The 20,775-nt window shown below is 62.4% G+C and carries 13 protein-coding genes and 1 riboswitch; of the genes, 6 read left to right on the top strand and 7 right to left on the bottom strand.

Annotated features, from left to right (window positions below):
* Nucleotides 1-25 precede the first annotated feature (25 nt).
* Complete coding sequence (locus IM739_RS06640; RefSeq protein ID WP_237370397.1) at nt 26-4,441, top strand: PAS domain-containing sensor histidine kinase; 4,416 nt, start codon at nt 26-28, stop codon at nt 4,439-4,441.
* 635 nt (nt 4,442-5,076) lie between these two features.
* Here IM739_RS06640 and IM739_RS06635 read toward each other — a convergent pair.
* Nucleotides 5,077-6,039, bottom strand: coding sequence for a helix-turn-helix transcriptional regulator (locus IM739_RS06635; protein ID WP_237370396.1), 963 nt, complete (start codon nt 6,037-6,039; stop codon nt 5,077-5,079).
* Between the two features lie 231 nt (nt 6,040-6,270).
* Nucleotides 6,271-6,354: riboswitch (ZMP/ZTP riboswitch) on the top strand.
* A gap of 20 nt (nt 6,355-6,374) precedes the next feature.
* On the opposite strand from IM739_RS06635, the gene IM739_RS06630 reads away from it, so the two are divergent.
* Nucleotides 6,375-7,022 carry a LysE family translocator gene (locus IM739_RS06630; RefSeq protein WP_237370395.1) on the top strand — a complete coding sequence of 216 codons (648 nt, stop codon included), beginning with the start codon at nt 6,375-6,377 and terminating at the stop codon, nt 7,020-7,022.
* 224 nt (nt 7,023-7,246) lie between these two features.
* Nucleotides 7,247-8,890, top strand: coding sequence for an ABC transporter permease (locus IM739_RS06625; RefSeq protein WP_442981123.1), 1,644 nt, complete (start codon nt 7,247-7,249; stop codon nt 8,888-8,890).
* 267 nt (nt 8,891-9,157) lie between these two features.
* Here the strand turns inward: IM739_RS06625 and IM739_RS06620 are convergent, their stop codons facing one another.
* Nucleotides 9,158-11,110: an acetoacetate--CoA ligase gene (locus IM739_RS06620; protein WP_237370394.1), complete on the bottom strand. Its 1,953-nt coding sequence runs from the start codon at nt 11,108-11,110 to the stop codon at nt 9,158-9,160.
* Between the two features lie 165 nt (nt 11,111-11,275).
* Between IM739_RS06620 and IM739_RS06615 the strand changes: the two genes are divergently transcribed.
* Together IM739_RS06615 and IM739_RS06610 are read left to right on the top strand one after the other, a co-directional pair.
* Nucleotides 11,276-13,231, top strand: a complete 1,956-nt coding sequence (locus IM739_RS06615; protein WP_237370393.1) for an AsmA family protein — start codon at nt 11,276-11,278, stop codon at nt 13,229-13,231.
* Nucleotides 13,232-13,330: 99 nt separating this feature from the next.
* Nucleotides 13,331-13,552, top strand: a complete 222-nt coding sequence (locus IM739_RS06610) for a DUF6460 domain-containing protein (protein ID WP_237370392.1) — start codon at nt 13,331-13,333, stop codon at nt 13,550-13,552.
* Nucleotides 13,553-13,576: 24 nt separating this feature from the next.
* On the opposite strand, the gene IM739_RS06605 is transcribed toward IM739_RS06610, so the two are convergent.
* The 5 genes from IM739_RS06605 to IM739_RS06585 all read right to left on the bottom strand — a co-directional run bounded on the left by IM739_RS06605 (nt 13,577) and on the right by IM739_RS06585 (nt 19,256).
* Nucleotides 13,577-14,395, bottom strand: a complete 819-nt coding sequence (locus IM739_RS06605) for an ABC transporter permease (protein WP_237370391.1) — start codon at nt 14,393-14,395, stop codon at nt 13,577-13,579.
* A 15-nt stretch (nt 14,396-14,410) separates the two neighbouring features.
* A complete protein-coding gene (locus IM739_RS06600; protein ID WP_237370390.1) occupies nt 14,411-15,316 on the bottom strand; it encodes an ABC transporter permease subunit in 906 nt (301 codons plus the stop codon).
* 10 nt (nt 15,317-15,326) lie between these two features.
* Complete coding sequence (locus IM739_RS06595; RefSeq protein WP_237370389.1) at nt 15,327-16,481, bottom strand: ABC transporter ATP-binding protein; 1,155 nt, start codon at nt 16,479-16,481, stop codon at nt 15,327-15,329.
* Between the two features lie 108 nt (nt 16,482-16,589).
* Entirely contained in the window at nt 16,590-17,690 is a 1,101-nt protein-coding gene (locus IM739_RS06590) for a polyamine ABC transporter substrate-binding protein (protein ID WP_237370388.1), read from the bottom strand.
* Nucleotides 17,691-17,828: 138 nt separating this feature from the next.
* The gene (locus tag IM739_RS06585) at nt 17,829-19,256 is read right to left on the bottom strand and encodes a helix-turn-helix domain-containing protein (protein ID WP_237370387.1); all 1,428 of its coding nucleotides are present in this window, start codon (nt 19,254-19,256) and stop codon (nt 17,829-17,831) included.
* 227 nt (nt 19,257-19,483) lie between these two features.
* Here IM739_RS06585 and aceA point away from each other — a divergent pair, with 227 nt between their 5' ends.
* Entirely contained in the window at nt 19,484-20,773 is a 1,290-nt protein-coding gene (aceA, locus tag IM739_RS06580) for an isocitrate lyase (protein WP_237370386.1), read from the top strand.
* Nucleotides 20,774-20,775 lie beyond the last annotated feature (2 nt).

Genomic DNA, 20,775 nt, shown 5'->3' with positions numbered 1-20,775 from the left:
TCTGTTAATTTGTGCTCTGAAGGCAATGGAAACGACAGGTCCGCTGATGCCCGCCCAATACCCGTTCATCGATGTCGCCGTCCACGACAAGATCCGCCCGCGGCTTTCGCGCGGCGAGGCGCTGATGGTGTTTTCGCCGGGGCTGGAGCGGGTATTGTGGACCAATGGCGCCGGCGCGCGCTTTTTCGGCAACGCCTCGATCTATGATTTTCTCGAGGAAGGCCCCAACCGCAGCGACGTGACGTTTCGCCAGATCGAGGCGGCGGCGCGGCAATTGGTTAACACAGGCGACAGCCGCAACCTGATGCTGCGCGTCACGTCCGGTTTCCAGAAGGTGCCGGTGACGGCGCTGGCGGAGCTTGTCGAGATCCGCCGCGGCGAGCGGGTCGTGCTGGTGGCGATCCCGCCGATCGGCAAGACGGCCAGCCTCACGGACCTGGCGCAGGAGCTGATGGCCGGCTTCGACGATCCCGACACGCATATGGCGGTGTTCGACGGCGATGGCCAGGTGGTGGCGTCGTCCGGACAGTTTGCCGCCCTCGGCATCACCCCGCACACGGCCCGCACCCTGGTCAAGCTGACATCGAGCGAGAGCGACCGGCTGGTCAAGCGGCCGATCCCGACGGGCCGTGGCTATCTGCCGGCGGCGATCGGCAAGATCTCGGACACGCCGGCACTGCATCTGCTGTTTGCCGTCGAAACCATTCTCGGCCAGATGGACCCAAGCGCCGATTTTGCCGAGCCTGCCGCGCAGGCGCCGTCGTTGGAACAGCCGGCAGCGGGTCCGGTCGAGGAACCGGCAGCCGAGCCCCAGGTGGCTGACGTGGCCGAGGTGGCGGAAACGGACATGACCGTCGCGGAAGAGCCTGCGGCGGCACCGGAGGACATTATCGAGACCGAGACCCGCAACGGGCACGAGGCCGCGCCGGTGGCCAGCGACCTGAAGGGCGCCTTGGGGGACGACTTGGGGGACGACTTGGGGGACGACATGGCGAGCGATGTTGCCGGGCAACCGGACATCGCAGCCGAGGCGCCGGCCGCGACCGACATCGAGGACACAGCAATCCCCCAGGACGACCTGCCCGTCTTGGAAGACGAGTTGCCTGCCGAGGACACCGTTCCGGCGCTTGCGGAGGAACCGTCGCGCCAGGCGGCGCTGCAGGCGCTGCCCGAGGCCGATGCGGACAGCCGGATGGGCGGCTTCGCCTCTGCGCCATTCGACAGCGTGATTGCCGCGATCGGCACGATCGAGGAAATCGAGGTCTCGGCCGAGGATATCGAAGCCGACGCACTCGGCTCCGTCGAGAGCTATGGCGACGAACTGTCCGGCGACATTGCGGCTCCGGCTACAGCACCGGTTGCTGACGAGTCAGCTTCCGACATGCCTGGTGGAGACATCGTGGCGGAAGCGCAAGACTATGCGCCGGCCGAGGCCGCCGTGGAGGACGCCGCCGAGACTGTTGACGAGGACCTGCCCGAGCCGGTTGCACAGCCGGTGGTATATGCCGAGACCGCCGACACATCGAGCGACGTGACAGGCGACCTGCCGACCCACGCGCCTTCCGGATCGGCGACGGACATCGCGGCAGACGACGACGCGTCGCGCGAAGAGGCCGCTTTTGCCGAAGCTGTGGAAACTGCGGAACATTCCGGGGCACTTGCGTCGAACGATACGGCTTTCGTGCCCTCACCGGCGGACCTGCCGGGCGGCCCGATCGTAAGCGAACCGCCGCGCATGGAGATGACACCGGTCGCCGCCGAAGACCCTGAGGCTTCGCTCGACCAGCCATTCGTCTTCTCGCGTGAGCGCCGCGCCTCCCGCTTTGTCTGGAAGATCGATGCGGAGGGCCGCTTCAGCGAGGTCTCCGGCGAATTCGCGGAGGCTGTCGGCCCGCATGCGGCGGATATCAACGGCGTTGCCTTTTCCGACCTCGCCGCCCTGTTCAATCTCGACCCCGACGGCAAGATCGGCGAATTGCTGAAGAAGCGCGACACCTGGTCCGGCAAGACGATCTACTGGCCGGCCGAAGGCACCAGCCTGATGGTTCCCGTCGATCTGGCCGCCCTGCCGACCTATACGCGCAACCGAGATTTCGACGGCTTCCGCGGCTTCGGCATCGTGCGGGTCGGCGATGCGGTCGAGGATCCGAATGCCACCGGCCTGACTTTCGTGCCGCAGGCAGCCGGGGCCGCCGACACGCAAGCCACGCCTGAGGTTTTCGCAACCGAAACTGCCGACATCCTCGATGACACCGACGAGGACGAGTTCCGCGCCTATCGGTTCGAAGACGAAACGCCGGAATTCCTCGAAACGCAGGCCGAAGCGCTCGACGAGGCGCCGCAGGAATTTGTCCAAGCCGAAGCGGCGGACGACGCGGCCGAGGAACTGGCACATGCCGGCGACATCGATGGCGCCGAAACCGAAGATCAGCAGGAGAACGATCTTCCGGCCGGAGATACGGCAGAAGTGGTGAATGAGCCCAAAGCCGATGCCGAGGACCTGCCGAAGCCGCCAAGCCTCATCCCGTCCGCCCCGTTCCGCTCGGTCGAGCCGCCGGTGCTGCGCATCATGGAGCCGGTTCGGCCGGTCGTCAGGCCGGAGAAAATCGTCCAGCTGGAAGAGCGCCGCACGCGCATCCGTGACGGCCTTTCCCCAGGCGAACAGGCCGCATTCCGCGAGATCGCCCGCAAGCTCGATCCGATGGGCCTTCGTGCCAAGGTCGAAGAATCGCTGAGCGAAAGCCTGCAGGCCAAGACGAGCGAAATTGCACCCGAGCCCGAGGCTGACGACGTCACCACAGGCGCCGAACTGCCGGAAGCATCTTCGACACCTACAATTCTGGCAACACCTGCAATGCCGGCAGGCGAAGCCGATGCGCCGCGCGAAGAGCGCGCGCAGCCGACAGCACCCCTGCTTGAAGGCCTGCCGCTGAAGCGGGAAAAGAGCCTGACGGCCGAGATCGTCGACCTGATGCCGGTTGCCCTGCTTGTGCATGTCGGCGACCGGCTGATCCATGCCAATCCGGAATTCTTCTCGCTGACCGGCTACGCCTCCCTGGACGACCTCGAACAATCCGGCGGCCTCGACGCATTGATCCAGCGCCAGGATCTCGACACCAGCGGCGACCAGGCCGGGCGGGTCGTGGCCGTCCGGGCCGACGATACGCTGGTTCCGGTGACCGCGCGGTTGCAGTCGGTGCGCTTCGACGATGCCAGCGCGCTGATGCTGGCCTTGATCGTGCAGCCCGAAGCCACTCGCCCGGAGCCGGTCCACGCGCTGCCGGAGATGACAGCAGCCCAGGCTGGAGAGGCTGCGCGCCTCAGAGTCGAGGTCGAGGAAATGCGCTCGATCCTGGAGACCGCAACCGATGGCGTGGTGATCCTCGATGCGGATGGCGACATCCGCTCGATGAACCGCGCCGCCAGCGCGCTGTTCAATTTCGACGACATGGAAACACGCGGCAAACCCTTCGTCATGCTGTTTGCCCATGAAAGCCAGAAGTCGATCCTCGACTATCTGAGCGGCCTTGCCGGTCATGGCGTGGCCAGCGTGCTGAATGACGGTCGCGAAGTGATCGGCCGCGAGGCCTCCGGCGGCTTCCTGCCGCTGTTCATGACGATCGGCAAACTGACCTCGTCGAACGGCTATTGCGCCGTGATCCGCGACATCACGCAATGGAAGCGCACCGAAGAGGAATTGCGCAATGCCAAGCGTGCGGCCGAAACCGCCAATGCGCACAAGACCGACTTCCTCGCGCGGGTCAGCCATGAAATCCGCACGCCGCTGAATGCGATCATCGGCTTTGCCGACATGATGGCGAACGAACATTTTGGCCCGGTCGGCCATCCGCGCTACGGCGAATATGCCCATGATATCGTGCGCTCTGGCCGCCACGTGCTCGACATCGTCAACGACCTGCTCGACATTTCCAAGATCGAAGCCGGAGAAATGGATCTCGATTTTGCCGCGGTCGGCCTCAACGAGACCGTGCAGGCGGCCGTCTCGATCATCCAGCCACAGGCCAACAGCCAGCGCGTGATCATTCGCACGGCGCTGTCGCAGGCTGTGCCGAATGTCGTGGCCGACAGTCGCTCGATCAAGCAGATCGTGCTGAACATCCTGGCCAATGCCATCCGGTTCACGCCGTCCGGCGGACAGATCATCGTTTCGACGGCCTATGAAGCCAATGGCAGCGTGGCGCTCAGGATCCGCGACACCGGCATCGGCATGTCGCGCACCGAACTGGAGCAGGCGATGAAGCCGTTCCGCCAGGTCTCCACCGGCACCCCGCGCAGCCGCGGCGACGGCACCGGGCTCGGCCTGCCGCTGACCAAGGCCATGGTCGATGCCAACCGGGCGAGCTTTGCCATTTCGTCGGCGCCGAACGAAGGCACGCTGGTCGAGGTGAGCTTCCCCTCACCGCGCGTGCTGGCGGACTGAACAGGCGCGACAGCGGTCCAAGCATTCAGAAACCGGCTGAGCCGCATGCCTGTCTGCGGCGACCCTGGAAATGGTGGAGCGACAGGTTGCCGCGATGATCGGGAGGAGATCTCGCGCCTGCCGCTCCTTTGCGCCATCGGTACGGTGGCATGGATCGATCGGGACCGCCGCATCACGACCCGATCGCCACCGCCGATGGCTTAACGATTGCGATTGCGCCGACTGTCACGCCAGGCCTGTACGCGCAGGATAAGAGCGAGAATGAACGCTTGCATATCGGTATTCCTTCGCCAATGCTCCACAGGAGCGGCCGGGTGTGCCGACACGAGACCGATCGGGTGCCAATCCGGGAGGTGTACCGGTGGAGCCACCTGATGGATGCCGCCCTCGCTGCCGTGCCGCGCTCCCGGACGCAGGCCGGGAAGACATGGCGCACTGTTTCCCGCAGGTTGCAGACGTGATCAACACGCCGATCAAAGCCGCATAGTCATTTGCAGCTCCGCATAACTTTTGTTCGGTCATTCAACGGAACGGAGAAGCCGCACTATGGCGGGTCGCGGCCCTTCGAGCTGTCCTTGTCACGAAATGCTTTGTGCCGACCATGGCGTGTCCGTTCGCAAAGCCGTCAAGCGACGTCAGTCGATGCGCCGATGCTGTCCCGGCGACACACCAAAGCGGCGGCGATAGGCGGTAACGAAGTTGGAAAGTTGGCGGTATCCTACCATCCAGGCGACATGCTTCAAAGGGAGATAAGACCGCTCGCGCATCAGCCGATGGGCGGTTTTCATGCGCGCGTCCAGCAAAACCCCAAAGACGGTCATGCCATACAGTTGGCGAAAGGCGTGGTTGAGGCGACGCGGAGACAAGCGCACCTGATTGGCAAGCCCGTCCAGGCTGGGTGGGCAACGCAATTGCGCTATCAGCTGCTGATGGGCTTCACGGACGCGGGCAAGTTCGCGCGGGGTGAATGCCGCAGCGATCGGCGCTCCCTCCGCCAGGTGATCGAGCTGATGCGCCAGGAGTTCCATCGCCCTGCTCTCGCGCCAAAGGGCGCCCATGCTTCCCATGTAGACGGGGCTCAAGAGATCCTGCGCCAAGCGGGCCACCATACGGTTGCCTTCCAGCACCCGTGAAACAGGCAAGCGTCCATTGTCCAGCACGGCACGCACCAGCGGCGGAACCCCATCCTGCACTGCAAGCGCCTCCAACGCATCGGGTTCCAGAAGCAGTGTCACTGCACTCCAATGCTGGCCGGCCTGCAGATTATAAGCGATGTCACGTTCGGCGAGGCTGAGCAGAAAAGGACGCCCCGGCTCGTGCCAGACCTGCCTGGTATTCCCGCTCGCATCGATCGTGCCGGCACCATCGAGCATGGTGCCGAGAACCAGATTGCCGGCCGGAGAATCCCCTTGCGCCTTCAGGGTCCACGCATGGCTTGAACGGCCCCGCGAGCGATAGAGAGCGATACCCGGCCGCACCGGGACGCGCTCGATGAACCCGGCAAACGGCCCGTCGACGAACGAGATACGACCCTCGCCATCGAAGCCCTGAACGGCACTTCCGACTTCACTTTGCGTAATCCATGCCAGTTCATCCATGCATTCATCTCTCTGTGAACGGTGATGGAAAGAGAATGAGAGCGGCGATCCAGTCGATATAGTCTCGGGGAAAAAGATCCTGTCAACCAAAGCCCATGTGGTCTGGCCCTGCGTAGCCGGCCCCCAGATTGAGCAAGACAATACAACCAGTGGACGCAGATAGCGACTGCATTTTCGGCCGACTGCCATGCCCGGCGGCCTTGCATTTCTGGCAAGATCAAGGGAATACTTCGCCATCCGCGTGACTGGCGCAACAAGATGGAGCCCCATCGGGGAGCGCGGATCAACCGACCGCCGCGCGCCTGGGCAATTCCTCCCACAGTAGGACTGCGCCCATGTCCATCACCATGACGGCCACGCTTTTCAGCATTCTCGGCGCCATCGCGATCGGTGCGATGAGCCCCGGGCCGAGTTTCATCCTCGTGTCACGCCTCTCCGTCTCGCGCTCTCGTCTGCACGGTCTTGCCGCGGCGATCGGCATGGGTCTCGGCGGTGCGCTTTTCGCAACGCTTGCGCTCGCGGGACTGACCGCGCTGCTGCAGCAGGTGGCCTGGCTTTATCTGACGCTAAAGGTTCTCGGCGGCGCCTATCTCGTCTATCTGGGCATCCGGATCTGGCAGGGGGCACGCCTGCCTGTCGCCGATGCCGAAACCGGCGCCTATGAAGGACGCTCGGCCGGGCAATGCCTGGCAATCGCCTTCGCAACCCAGATCAGCAATCCGAAAACCGCGGTGGTCTATGCCAGCATATTCGCCGCCCTGATGCCGGCCAACCCGCCTGCTGCGGCGCTGCTGATCCTGCCTCCGGCGATATTCGTCATCGAGGCCGGCTGGTACGCCATCGTCGCGCTCGTATTTTCCGCCAGACGCTCACAGGCCGTCTATCTGCGCTTCAAGCTCTGGGTCGACCGCGTCGCCGGCGCGGTCATGGGCGCGCTCGGCATTCGGCTGATCAGTGAAAGCCTGGCCGCGGCCCGGAGCTGATTTCGGTGTGGTCAAGCCGGCCGTTTCCTTTGTCGGGTCTTTCCGCTAAAGCGTGACGCGTTGTTTCAGATTCGCTGAGTACGCCTTGGTCCTCGGTTTTGCGCATGTCGTTCTCGCAAAACCGCTGCATACTTTTGCGCTGCATGCTGTAGAGAACACCCAGTTTCGCTTTCGCAAGGACAGACAGATTGGCCTCTGACGTGCGCCCGATCGCCACCCCCAAGATGAAACCCGCCCGCAGCGGGATCGGTGCTGCGACCAAGGCGGCGCTGGTCGTTGCCGCCGTGGTCTTCATGCCGATCGCCGCGATCTTCGTCATCGGCTTTTCGGGCGATGGCGAGAACTGGCAGCATATGCTGATGAACGTGGTTCCGCGCGCCGGCTTGCAGACCCTATGGCTGCTGGCACTGACCGGCGCCGTGACCGCTCTCTTCGGCATCGGCACAGCCTGGCTGGTCGCGGCCTGCGACTTTCCGTTTCGCCGCTGGCTGTCGCCAGCCCTTGTGCTGCCGCTTGCCATTCCATCCTATCTGGCGGCCTATGCCTTCGGGGAGTTTCTCGACTTCACCGGGCCGGTGCAGACGCTCTATCGTACGATCTTCGGCTTCAGGACCGCGCGGGACTACAGTTTCTTCGACATTCGCTCGCTGGGCGGCGCGGTGCTCGTGATGTCTGCGGTACTCTACCCTTATGTCTATCTCGCCTGCCGCTCGATGTTCCTGATGCAGGGGCGTGCCGCGGCCGATGTCGCCCGGACGCTGGGCGCGGGACCATTGCGGGTGTTTGCCAAGGTGCAGATCCCGATGGCGCGGCCGGCGATCATGATCGGGCTGACCCTGGTGATGATGGAAACGCTGAACGATATCGGGGCGGTGGAATATCTCGGCGTGCAGACGCTGACGTTTTCGATCTTCGACACCTGGCTCAACCGCGGCAGTCTGGCGGGCGCCGCACAGATCGCCTGTGTCATGCTGATCTTCGTCGCCCTGCTGCTGCTGGTAGAGCGCCAGGCCCGCAAACGGCAGCGCTTTGCCAGCCATAAAACCACGGCCATCGTTGCCGATGCGGTGAGACTGAGGCTTGTCGGTGCACGCGGGCTCATGGCGGCTCTGTTTTGCGCCGTTCCGATCCTGGTCGGCTTCGTCATTCCAGTTGTCGTCATGGGCGGCTTTGCGCTGCGGCGTCTCGACGGCTTCCTCGAGCCCAGACTGCTCAAGGCCCTGTGGAATTCGGCGCTCGTTTCCTCTTCCGCGGCGGTCCTCACGGTCACGCTTGCCTTCGTCCTGTCCTACGCCGCCCGCACCGACCGATCGCGGCTGGCGACCGGGGCAAGCCGGCTTGCCGCACTCGGCTACGGCATTCCCGGCACCGTGCTTGGCATCGGCGTTCTGATCCCGCTTGCGGGGCTCGACAATGCGGTCGACGGCTTGCTGCGCTCGCATCTCGGCATTTCCACCGGGCTACTTCTGTCCGGCACCGGGTTTGCCATCGTCTACGCCTATACGGTGCGGTTCCTGACCATGGCGGAGGGAACGATGGACGCCGGCTTCCAGAAGCTTTCGCCGCATCTAGACATGGCGTCGCGCACGCTGGGTCGCTCGGGTCTGCAGACCTTGCGCGAGGTGCTGCTGCCCAATCTGCGGCCAGCCGTGCTCACGGCGGCACTTCTGGTCTTTATCGAGACACTCAAGGAGTTGTCGGCAACGATCCTGCTCAGGCCGTTCAATTTCAACACGCTTGCAACACTCGTCTACGAGGATGCCTCGCGCGGCATGGCACAAGACAGCTCCGTTGCCGCCCTGATCATCATCCTGGCTGGGTTGATCCCGGTGATCATGGTGTCGCGCTCGCTCGACGCGGGCAACTGACGGGCCGACCGGCCGGTCTGTCCCGGCATAAAAAAAGGGCGGCCAATGCCGCCCAGGAATTGATGCTGTTGAACCGGAGATAGAAGGCTATCAACATCATGTTTTCAGACCCCGATCAGGGCCACACCGCACAGTCATCGTGCGTCTCCAAGTTGGACCCATCTATGCCAACTGCCCCTTAACAGATCCCTAACGCATGGCGCCGTGCCACTACCCCAGAAATAGGGGGCTCATGCCGGCTAGGGACGTCAGGCGCACCAGAACCGGTCAATTCTTCAGGTCAGCCAGGTTGGCAAAGAGATCAAGAGCCTCCGGGTTGGCCAACGCTTCCTTGTTCTTCACTGGCCGGTTGTGCACGACTTCACGCACGGCAAGCTCGACAATCTTGCCCGACTTGGTCCGCGGGATATCCGCCACCTGGATGATCTTCGCGGGCACATGGCGAGGCGAGGCGCCGGTCCGGATCTTGGTCTTGATCTTCTTGTCCAACGCCTCGTCAAGGCTGAGCCCAGCCGCCAGGCGGACGAAGAGAATGACGCGCACGTCGTCGTCCCAATCCTGGCCGATGCAGATCGCCTCGACCACCTCGTCGAGCTGCTCGACCTGGTTGTAGATCTCGGCCGTGCCGATGCGCACGCCGCCGGGATTGAGCGTCGCATCGGAACGACCGTGAATGACCAGTCCGCCGTGCTCGGTCCATTCGGCGAAATCGCCATGGCACCAGACATTGTCGAAACGGTCGAAATAGGCGGCATGATACTTGGCACCGTCCGGATCGTTCCAGAACATCACCGGCATTGATGGAAAGGCCCTGGTACAGACAAGTTCGCCCTTTTCCCCACGCACAGGCCTGCCCTCGTCATCCCAGACATCGACGGCGAGGCCGAGGCCCGGCCCCTGGATCTCACCGCGCCAGACGGGTTTGAGCGGGTTGCCGAGCACGAAGCAGGAGACGATGTCAGTGCCGCCGGAAATCGAGGCGAGCTGCACGTCGTTGCGAATACCGTCGTAGACGAAGGAGAAACCCTCCGGCGACAATGGCGAGCCGGTCGATGTCATCAGGCGCAGGCCGGACAGATCGTGGGTGGTCTTCGGCGTGAAACCACCCTTGCGAACGGCATCGATGTATTTCGCCGACGTGCCGAAAACGGCAAATTTCTCCTGCGCCGCATAGTCGAACAGGACATTGCCGTCCGGATGGAAGGGCGAACCGTCGTAGAGGCAGAGCGTTGCGCCGCAGGCAAGGCCAGACACCAGCCAGTTCCACATCATCCAGCCGCAGGTGGTGAAATAGAACAGCCGGTCGCCCGCAGAAAGTCCGCAATGGAAGCGCTGCTCCTTCAGATGCTGCAAAAGCGTGCCGCCGGCGGAATGCACGATGCATTTGGGCACGCCGGTGGTTCCCGAGGAAAACAGGATATAAAGCGGGTGGGAAAACGGCAGACGGAGGTAGTCGATGTCCTTGACGGCATAAGCTGCCATGAACTGGTCGAGCGTGCGACCATCGGAAAGCGATGCGACCAGGGCCGGCGCGTCGCCCGCATAAGGCACAATCAGGACCGGCACTGCCAGCTTTACAGCCACGGCCTTGACCTTGTCAGCCACGTCCTGACGCTTGCCATTGTACCAGTAGCCGTCGCAGGCGATGAACAGCTTCGGCTCGATCTGGCCGAAACGGTCGAGCACGCCCAGTTCGCCGAAATCCGGCGAGCAGGACGACCAGATCGCGCCGATCGATGCTGCTGCCAGCATCAGCGCGATCGTCTCCGGCATGTTCGGCATCATGGCAGCAACCCGATCGCCCTCGGAAATGCCAAAATCGCGCAAGGCCTGCTGCAGCCGGGATACTGTCGCGGTCAGGCGCTGCCAGCTCCAACGCTCGGAGACCTTGTCCTCTCCCCGGAAAATCAGCGCATCGCCCTCGCCGGCCTTTGCCAGCAGGTTCTCGGCGAAATTCAGCCGGGCTTCGGGGAAGAACCTCGCCTTGAGCATGACATCGCCGTCAAGCAGGTCGACAGCGCCCTTGTCGCCCTTGACCTCGCAATAGTCCCAGACTGCCGACCAGAAGGGGCCACGCTGGCTGATCGACCAATCGTAGAACGCGTCATAGCCATCGAAGGCCTTGCCGCTGCGGTGACCGCACCAGGTGATGAAATCCGTCATGGGGGCCGATGCCTTGAAGGCTTCCGACGGCGTCCAAAGGGGCATAGTATCTGTCATGCAATCCTCCTCACATGGTCGATGTGTATATCATACCGCATCGCAATATAAAGGATGACCGGCCCTGCTGTTTGCACGGCTCCGCCAATTCCTGTATCGGGCGAGACTAGGCAATCACGGCTGGACGCGCCACCGCCTGAAGGATCTTGAATGTCCGAAATCCGGATGAGCAAAAAACTGCACAGCAGGCAACAGCCCGGTCGGCGCCGGCGCCGGTTGCTACGGCTCGTCATTGTGGTTTCCGCCGGTGTTATTCTCGCATCGGTACTGCTTCGCATCGCAGCGCCACACCTGATCTCCAGCAGCCTCGTGCGCTCGGCGATCGGATCGGCGGTCAGCGGCTGGACAGGGCATGACGTGACGATCGACGGGCCGCCGGTCATCAGCTTCTGGCCGGAGCCACGGGTGACGCTGACCGATGTCAGCGTGCACAAGCTTGACGGCGGCAGCGATCAATTGCTGGCAGAAATCGATGAACTGTCAGCCTCGTTCGGCTTCTACTCCGCCATCCGTGGCCAACCACAGTTCTCAGAATTTCGATTTGTCCGTCCGAGGATCAGAATCGAGCGCGACAGGGACGGCAAGCTCGATTGGAGCAACGAGGGCAGGCTGACCGCTGCCGTGCGCGACGCACACCGCAACGATGCCGGGCAGCAGACGATCGATCCCAGCCTGGACGCCGCGGTCGACAGCGTGCAGGTCGTCGATGGCGAGGTCACGCTGGCCGACGAAGCGTCAGGGCGGGAGTTCGTCGCCCAGGGACTGCAAGCGGACATCGACTGGCCACGGCTGTCCAGCGCTTTCGACGCCAAGGCATCCTTGAGCTTCGAGGGCCGGCCGGTCACGTTGCAGATCCAGACAGATTCACCTCTTATGCTTATCGGCGGCGACGTGGCGGATGTGGTTCTCGGGGTTGATGTCAAAGGTCTGAGCGGCCGCTTCCAGGGCAAGGCGAACCTGATGAAGGCTCGGCTCGGCGATGGCAGTCTCGAGCTCAATGCAACGGATGTCCCGGCATTTGCCGCCTTCAGCGGCCTTCGTCTTGCCGGCAGCGAGGATTGGCAAACCGCCTCACTGAAGACAAATCTCGTCACAGCGGCCAAGGAACTGCGGTTTGAAGACCTGTCCTTCCAGATCAACGGCAACAGTGGCGACGGTTTCCTCGCGCTGACGCAGCCGGACCAGACGCGTCCGACGGTAAACGGCACGCTGGCGCTTGACCGGCTCGACCTTGCCGGATTGCTGCGCGGTCTCGAAATCGATGTCGACGACAAGGCGGAAGCCCGTTTGCCGGGCTTTGTCGACTGGTTCGATTTCGATGTGACGGTATCGGCACGCACCGCGACATTAGCACCGTTCGAACTGACGGGTCTCGGCGCCAGCCTGATCGGCAAGGGGGACAGCCTGAAGCTGGTGATCGGCGATGCGGCGTTTCTCGGCGGTTCGCTGAGCGCCCGGTTTTCCCGCCCGGACTCTGCGATTGGCCAGGATGCGGAACTCAACGTGTCTCTCGAGGACATCGACGTTGAACGGCTGATGGATGGCCTGGCTCTGGACGGCACGGTGCCGGCCGGACAAGCCTCGGTCGATCTGGCGGCACGCCTGCCAAACGGTGGTCAGGCCGGTGGTCAGGCTAGTGGTCAGGCCGGCGGGCAGACAGACGGGAACGCTGGTGGGCTCAGGCAAAGCTTCGAGACCATGTCCGGAACGCTGCGGTTTCGCGCCGATGACGGGGTGTTGCGCAATTTTGATGCCGACGGTCTTCGGGCGATGGCCAAAGGGCACGCCTATTTTCAGCTCAGTGCGGCCGGCGATGCCGATTTTGCTTTCAGCCATTTCGACCTCACGGCGCGCTTCGATCATGGATCGGCCGAAATCGAGAAAGCCGAGATCGCCGGCAGCAGCGAAACACTGACATTGAGCGGGATTGCGCCCTTCACGCGTCAGGCGCTGGCCCTGCGGGGGGAACTGACCCCGATTGATGATGGCGACGCGAATGCCGACGAGTCTCTGTCATTCTTCATCGGCGGCGTCTGGTCCGATCCGGTGATTTCTCCGGTGCCGACGAATGCCCCGTCGCCCTCCGTCGCGCCACGCCTGCCCGCCAGTCCCGCGCCCTGAGCGATCAGGCCCAGTGCTTCCCATTGTTTCGGCAGTCGCTAAGATAGGCCGAATCAAGCGTGTCTGGGGGAACGGACGTTGCGGGGATTACTATCGGGATTGATAAAGATCGCGCTGGCGTCGCTGATTGCCGGCTCGTTCCTGTCGTTTTTCGGGCTCTCGCCGAGAGCCGTTCTTGACTATTTCGGCGTCACACCCGACGAGATCCACGCTGCTATGATTGCCGGGTTCGGCTGGGCCGCCCCGCGCATGCTGCTCGGCGCCATGATCGTCCTGCCGCTTTGGCTGATCACCTATATCCTGCTGCCGCCACGCGACTAGACGTGGCGGCATGGTCAGCCGGGGCTATGAAGTTGCCCGCGCCGCGACATGCTCATCGCGCTGGCGCTGCAGTTCCCTTTGCTTGGTGGTAAGGGACGCGATGATGACGCCGATGGTGACGATGCCGATCAGAATGGTGCAGACGGCATTGATTTCCGGCGTCACGCCGAGGCGCACCTGCGAATAGATCTTGATCGGCAGCGTCGTTGCGCCCGGGCCAGTGGTGAAGCTCGCGATCACGAGGTCGTCGAGCGACAGGGTAAAGGCCAGCATCCAGCCGGAAATGACGGCCGGCAGGATCAGCGGCAGGGTGATCTTGAAGAAGGTCTTGACCGGCGGGCAGCCGAGATCCTGGGCGGCTTCCTCCAGGCTGGTGTCGAAGGTGAGCAATCGCGACTGCACGACGATCGCCACGTAGCACATGGTGAATGTCGTATGGGCGATGATCACCGTGACCAGGCCGCGATCGACGCCGACGGCGACAAACAGCAGAAGCAGCGACAGGCCGGTGATTACTTCCGGCATGACCAGCGGCGCATAGACCATGCCGGAAAACAGCAGGCGGCCGGGAAAACGGCCGTAGCGCACCAGGGCGAGCGCGGTCAGCGTGCCCAGGATCGTGCCGAGCGATGCGCTTAGCAACCCCACCCTGAGCGTCACCCAGGCGGCATCCATCAGCCCGGCATTCGACCACATCTCGCGATACCATTTCAGCGAGAAGCCGCCCCAGACGGTGACGAGCTTGGAATCGTTGAACGAGTAGATCACCAGGATCAGGATCGGAATGTAGAGGAAGGCGAAGCCGAGGGTCAGGACCGTCGCGTCGAATTTACCCGATTTCATCTTGGCACCCTCCCCTCAGGCTTTCTGCTGCTGGTTCTGGAAGATCGCGATCGGCACGACCAGCATCAGGAGCAGAACGACGGCCACGGCGGAGGCGAGCGGCCAGTCACGATTGCCGAAGAATTCCGTCCACAGCGTCTTGCCGATCATCAGTGTCTCGGCGCCACCGAGCAGATCCGGGATGACGAATTCGCCGGTGATCGGGATGAAGCAGATCATCGAACCGGCGATCACACCCGGGATGGATAGCGGGAAGGTGATCTTCCAGAACGCTTTCCAAGGCGGGCAGCCGAGATCGCTTGCCGCCTCAAGCAGCGTTCCGTCGAGCTTTTCCAGCGCCGAATAGAGCGGCAGGACCATGAAAGGCAGATAGGAATAGACGATGCCGATGAAGACGGCGGTCTCGGTGCGGAAGATCTGCACCTGATCGTTCGGATCCATCAGGCCGAGCGAATGCAGCACGATGGTCAAAAGCCCCTCCGGCTTCAGGATGCCGATCCAGGCATAAACGCGGATCAGGAACGACGTCCAGAACGGCAGGATGACCAGCATCAGCAATGTCGGGCGGATGGTGACGGAGGCGCGCGCCATGGCCAGTGCCATGGGATAGCCGATCAACAGCAGAAGAAGCGTCGAGATCGTCGCGATCCGCAGCGAGGACAGGTAGGCGTTCATGTAGAGCGGGTCTTCGAGCAGGAAGAAATAGTTCTCGAAATCCAGCTGCGAGAGATAGTCGCGGATCGAGGCAAGGCCTTCGAAGACCGGCGTGTAGGGCGGCATGGCGATTGCCGTGTCCGACAGCGAGATCTTCACGATGATCAGGAAGGGTGCAACGAAGAACAGCACCATCCAGAGATAGGGAATGACGACGACCAGCCAGCGGGCCGGATCGGATTTGCTTGTCGAGACTGGTTCGGCCATGGTCGCCTCCTCAGCGGGTTAGGACAAGGCCGGCATCCGCCGACCAGGACAGCCACACCATGTCGCCGAAGGTGATCGGCCGGTCGACAAGGCGCGCGACATTGGCCTGGGCTGCACGGAACATGCGGCCGTCATCCAGCTTGACGATGAAAACGGAAAAATCGCCGAGATAGCCGATGTCCCAGACTTCGCCATGCAGGGCATTGCTCGAGATATCGACCGGCTGATCGAGCGAGATGCGCACCTTTTCAGGCCGGATGGCGAAGGCGACCGAATTGCCGGGGGATGCCGCGCAGTTCTGCTCCACGGCAACGGTTATGCCTTCGCAATCGACCTTGACGATATCGGTACCGGTTGTCGCATCGCGGCTGACCAGCTTGCCTTCGAGAATGTTGATGTCACCGATGAAGTCGGCGACATATCGGCTGTTGGGCGCTTCGTAGATCTCGGCCGGGGTTGCGACCTGGATGAGGCAACCCTTGTCCATGACGGCAATGCGATCGGATACCGTCATCGCCTCTTCCTGGTCATGGGTGACGATGAGGAAGGTCAGGCCGAGCTTGGTCTGGATGTCCATCAGCTCGAACTGGGTTTCCTCGCGCAGCTTGCGGTCAAGCGCGCCGAGCGGCTCGTCGAGGAGCAGGACCTTGGGGCGCTTGGCAAGCGAACGGGCCAGCGCCACGCGCTGGCGCTGGCCACCGGACAACTGGTTCGGCTTGCGCTTGGCAAACTGGTCGAGCTTGACCAGCTTCAGCATTTCGGCGACGCGCGCGTCGATCTCACCCTTGGGCAGGCTGTCCTGTTCAAGGCCGAAGGCGATGTTCTTTTCGACCGTCATGTGCGGGAAGAGCGCGTAGGACTGGAACATCATGTTGGTCGGGCGCTTGTATGGCGGCGTACCCGACAGGTCCTTGCCCTGCAGCAGGATGCGGCCAGAGGTCGGCTGCTCGAAGCCGGCCAGCATGCGCATCAGCGTCGTCTTGCCACATCCCGACGGCCCCAGCAGCGAGAAAAACTCGCGCTCGTAGATGTCGAGCGTCAGATTGTCGACCGCAACAAAATCACCGAAGCGTTTCGTGACATTTTCGAAGCGGATGAAGGGAACCGCGTCCGGATCGGTCCATGGTGAGAATTTACGCTTTACTGGCCCCAGAGATTTCGCCATCGCCCGATCCCGACTGTTTTGTTGCTCTTGCTTGTTGTGCTTGCTTGAAGTTCCGGCCCCACAAGAAAAAGCCGGGCGATTGAGGCGCCCGGCTGATGTTTCTGACCGTTAGCTGCCGGTCTTGATCTGGGTCCAGACCCGGTTGAGCACCCGCTGCTCCTTCGGCCCGTAGGGCGAGATGGTGAAGAGCTTCTTGACGGTCTCTTCAGTCGGATAGACGGACGGGTTCTTGATCACCGCCTCATCGAGCAATGCCTGCGAGGCAAGGTTGCCGTTGGCGTACTGGACATAGTTGGATGCCTTGGCGATCACGTCCGGCTTCATCAGATAATTGATGAATTCATGGGCCTCTGCGACATTCTTGGCATCCGCCGGGATCGCCAGATTGTCGAACCACATATAGGTGCCTTCCTTCGGGATCACATATTCGATCTCGACGCCATTCTTGGCTTCTTCGGCACGCGCCTTGGCCTGGAGGATGTCGCCAGACCAGCCGATCGTCAGGCAGATGTCGCCATTGGCGAGATCATCGATATAGGAGGACGAGTTGAAGGTCTTTACGAATGGGCGGATCTGGGAGTAGACCGCGCCACCGGCTTCGAGATCCGCGGTCTCCTTGCTGTCCGGGTCCTTGCCAATGTAGTTCATCGAGATCGCGAAGGTCTCGTCCGAGGCGTCGAGAATGTTGATGCCACAGGCCTTCAGCTTTTCAGCATTTTCCGGCTTGAAGATCGCATCCCAGCTGTCGACCTTGAAGTCGGCGCCCAGCGCTTCCTTGAGCTTGGCGGTATTGTAGCCGATGCCGGTGGTGCCCCACATGTAGTTGACGGCATATTCGTTGCCGGGATCGTATTTTGCCAGGCGCTCGGAAATATCCGGCCACATGTTGGAAAGGTTCGGCAGCTTCGCCTTGTCGAGCTTCTGGAAAACGCCGGCTGTGATCTGGCGGGCCAGGAACGGACCGGTCGGCACGACGACATCATAACCGGAGCCGCCGGCCAGCAGCTTGGTCTCCAGCAATTCGTTCGAATCGAAGACGTCATAGACGACCTTGATCCCGGTTTCCTTGGTGAAATCCTCAAGGACGGACTCATCGATGTAATCCGACCAGTTGTAGACGTGGACGACACGCTCCTGCGCCTGGACAGCCGATGCGATGAAGATCGTCGCGAGGGCCACCGACGCCGTACGAATGAAATGAGCCTTCATTTTTTCTCCTGTTCGAGCCTGGAGACCGAGGGTCCCGCATGCCATTCCCGTTGTTTTTTTAAGAGACTAGAAAGGAATTGGACGGGCGACAAGCGAAATTCTTCGCCGCTGCTAAGGCAAAATTGGGCCCGCCCGGAATTACTGGAAATCGAAGGCGCTCAATCCCGTGACCATTTCATCGAGCCCGAGCGGGCGCGTCAGAGGCGGCTCGGCACGCGACAGACAGCCGGAACGCTCGCACAACCGACAGGCCGTACCGATCGGAACGGGCGCAACCGCCGGCGCGCGGACGGCATCCGCATAAATCACTTCATCCGCCTGCGCGATGTCGCAGCCGATCAGCACAGCAGTGCGCCTTACGCGTTCGCCGAAACCCGCCTGCGGGCCCTCCAGCGTGCGCGAAACGGTCAAAAAGCCTGCGCCATCCGGCATCTGGACGTGATCGACCAGAAGCTGGGCCGGCTGGGCAAAGGCGACATGAATGTTGAGCTTGGGACAGAGGCCGCCGAATTTCGCCTGGGGAAAGCCCTGCGCGCCGCTGCGGCGGAAGCGGTTGCCGGCATTGTCCACCTCGAGCAGGAAAAACGGCACGCCCTGCGCGCCCGGCCGCTGCAGCATGGTCAGGCGATTGGCCGCCTGCTCGAACGATACATTGAAGCGGGCGCGCAGCACATCGACATCATAGCGGGCGCGCTGGGCCGCCGACAGGAAGGCACTGTAAGGCATCATCAACGCATGGGCCGCATAACGCGCCAGTTCGAAACGGCCGAGACGTCTCGCCTCGCCGGACGTCAGGGCCAGTTCATCCAGCGTCGTCTGGATCTCGTCATTCAACGCCAGCAGGCAGACTTCCATCGCCACCTCGCGCAATTGGTCGAAAGCCGACAGGCGCTCGGACAAAAACAGCCGCATGGAGTGGCGGTCGTAGCGCCGGCGCAAGGACGGCATGGCCTGCACCGGCAAGGCACGTACGACAATGCCATGCTTGTTTCGCAGCCAGGCCTTGAGGGCGACCGCGAGATCATCGCCGGCGACCAATCCGAGCGCCGCGTGAAATGCCTCGGCTGAATCCTCGATGCGGGCGTGAAAGTTTGCGCGCCTCTCGATCACCTCGCGCACTTCATCGGTCGGCAGCCTGGCGCCCGACAGCGAGGTCTCGTGTCCCTCGCGGGCCAGAAGGTCGGCGAGGTCGGAAAGCCGCGCCGCCTGCTCGCGGTAGGCGCGGTAAAGCTTGACGATGCCGTTTGCCGCGTTGGGCGCCGCTCCGGCGATCTCGATCAGCTCCTGGTCGCCGGGCAACTCGCCGGACAGGAGCGGATCGGCGAAGACCTCGCGCAGCTGGCTCGCCGTGCCCCCCGCCTCGCCCTGCAGCTCGTCCAGATCGACCTTGTAGACGGATGCCAGCTTCAACAGCAGCTGGACCGTCAGCGGGCGCTGGTTACGCTCGATCAGATTGAGATAGGACGGCGAGATTTCCAGTGCCTCGGCCATGGCCGTCTGAGTCAGCCCCAGACCATTGCGGATACGGCGGACACGCGGGCCGGCAAAGATCTTGTTTTCAGCCATTCGACAGCCCTTTTACAATATCCGACAAATCTTCAGTCCGATCAATGTTTACATAATTTACAATTTTACACTGCCGCTTTGTCAAAGACAAGACATCGTAACCTCTTTCAACGCGTTGATTTCATGTTTTTTCTAGCCTATTTGTGCGGCGCGATGTAAATCTAGTCACATCAACAGCGAGACAATTCGATCAAGATCTTGCATCGAGGAGTGGAAGGAAAAATACAATGACTGATTTTTACAATCTCGTTCCGAACGCACCGAAGGGCCGCTATGACGGCATCCAGCGCAGCTACACAGCCGACGACGTCAAGCGCCTGCGCGGCTCGGTCGAGATCAAGCATTCGCTCGCCGAGATGGGTGCCAATCGCCTTTGGAAGCTGATCCACGAGGAAGACTTCGTCAACGCGCTCGGCGCACTCTCGGGCAACCAGGCGATGCAGATGGTCCGCGCCGGCCTGAAGGCGATCTATCTGTCCGGTTGGCAGGTTGCCGCCGACGCGAACACCGCCTCTTCGATGTATCCCGATCAGTCGCTCTATCCGGCCAATGCGGCACCGGAACTCGCCAAGCGCATCAACAAGACGCTGCAGCGCGCCGACCAGATCGAAACCCAGGAAGGCAACGGCCTTTCGGTCGAAACGTGGTTCGCACCGATCGTCGCCGATGCCGAGGCTGGTTTCGGCGGACCGCTCAACTCCTTCGAGATCATGAAGGCCTTTATCGAGGCAGGCGCTGCCGGCGTTCACTATGAAGACCAGCTCGCGTCGGAAAAGAAGTGTGGCCATCTAGGCGGCAAAGTTCTGATCCCGACCCAGGCGCATATCCGCAACCTTTCCGCGGCCCGGCTGGCTGCGGATGTGATGGGTACGCCGACGCTGATCATCGCCCGCACCGATGCCGAGGCTGCCAAGCTATTGACGTCCGATATCGACGAGCGCGACCGGCCATTCGTTGACTATGATGCCGGACGCACGGCGGAGGGCTTCTACCAGGTGAAGAACGGCATCGAGCCGTGCATTGCCCGCGCGATCGCCTATGCACCGCATTGCGACATGATCTGGATGGAAACTTCCAAGCCGGACCTCGAGCAGGCGCGCAAGTTTGCCGAGGCGGTGCACAAGGTGCATCCGGGCAAGAAGCTCGCCTATAACTGCTCGCCGTCGTTCAACTGGAAGAAGAACCTGGATGACGCGACGATCGCCAAGTACCAGAAGGAACTCGGCGCGATGGGCTACAAGTTCCAGTTCATCACGCTCGCCGGCTTCCATCAGCTGAACTACGGCATGTTCGAACTGGCTCGCGGCTACAAGGATCGCCAGATGTCGGCCTATTCCGAGCTGCAGCAGGCGGAATTTGCCGCCGAGGTCAACGGCTACACCGCGACCAAGCACCAGCGCGAAGTCGGCACCGGCTATTTCGATGCGGTATCGCTGGCGATTTCCGGCGGCCAGTCCTCGACGACCGCGATGGGCGAATCCACCGAACACGACCAGTTCCGCCCGGCGGCGGAATAAAT

It is taken from the genome of Rhizobium sp. SL42, assembly GCF_021729845.1.
GTDB lineage: Bacteria > Pseudomonadota > Alphaproteobacteria > Rhizobiales > Rhizobiaceae > Allorhizobium.
Note: the sequence above shows the minus strand (reverse complement) of the source record. Positions and strands in the feature narration are given on the sequence as shown.

Coding starts and splice junctions, on each gene's coding strand:
- IM739_RS06640 (WP_237370397.1), top strand. CDS start 26: ATGGAAACGACAGGTCCGCTGATGCCCGCCCAATACCCGTTCATCGAT.
- IM739_RS06635 (WP_237370396.1), bottom strand. CDS start 6,039: ATGGATGAACTGGCATGGATTACGCAAAGTGAAGTCGGAAGTGCCGTT.
- IM739_RS06630 (WP_237370395.1), top strand. CDS start 6,375: ATGTCCATCACCATGACGGCCACGCTTTTCAGCATTCTCGGCGCCATC.
- IM739_RS06625 (WP_442981123.1), top strand. CDS start 7,247: ATGAAACCCGCCCGCAGCGGGATCGGTGCTGCGACCAAGGCGGCGCTG.
- IM739_RS06620 (WP_237370394.1), bottom strand. CDS start 11,110: ATGACAGATACTATGCCCCTTTGGACGCCGTCGGAAGCCTTCAAGGCA.
- IM739_RS06615 (WP_237370393.1), top strand. CDS start 11,276: ATGAGCAAAAAACTGCACAGCAGGCAACAGCCCGGTCGGCGCCGGCGC.
- IM739_RS06605 (WP_237370391.1), bottom strand. CDS start 14,395: ATGAAATCGGGTAAATTCGACGCGACGGTCCTGACCCTCGGCTTCGCC.
- IM739_RS06600 (WP_237370390.1), bottom strand. CDS start 15,316: ATGGCCGAACCAGTCTCGACAAGCAAATCCGATCCGGCCCGCTGGCTG.
- IM739_RS06595 (WP_237370389.1), bottom strand. CDS start 16,481: ATGGCGAAATCTCTGGGGCCAGTAAAGCGTAAATTCTCACCATGGACC.
- IM739_RS06590 (WP_237370388.1), bottom strand. CDS start 17,690: ATGAAGGCTCATTTCATTCGTACGGCGTCGGTGGCCCTCGCGACGATC.
- IM739_RS06585 (WP_237370387.1), bottom strand. CDS start 19,256: ATGGCTGAAAACAAGATCTTTGCCGGCCCGCGTGTCCGCCGTATCCGC.
- aceA (WP_237370386.1), top strand. CDS start 19,484: ATGACTGATTTTTACAATCTCGTTCCGAACGCACCGAAGGGCCGCTAT.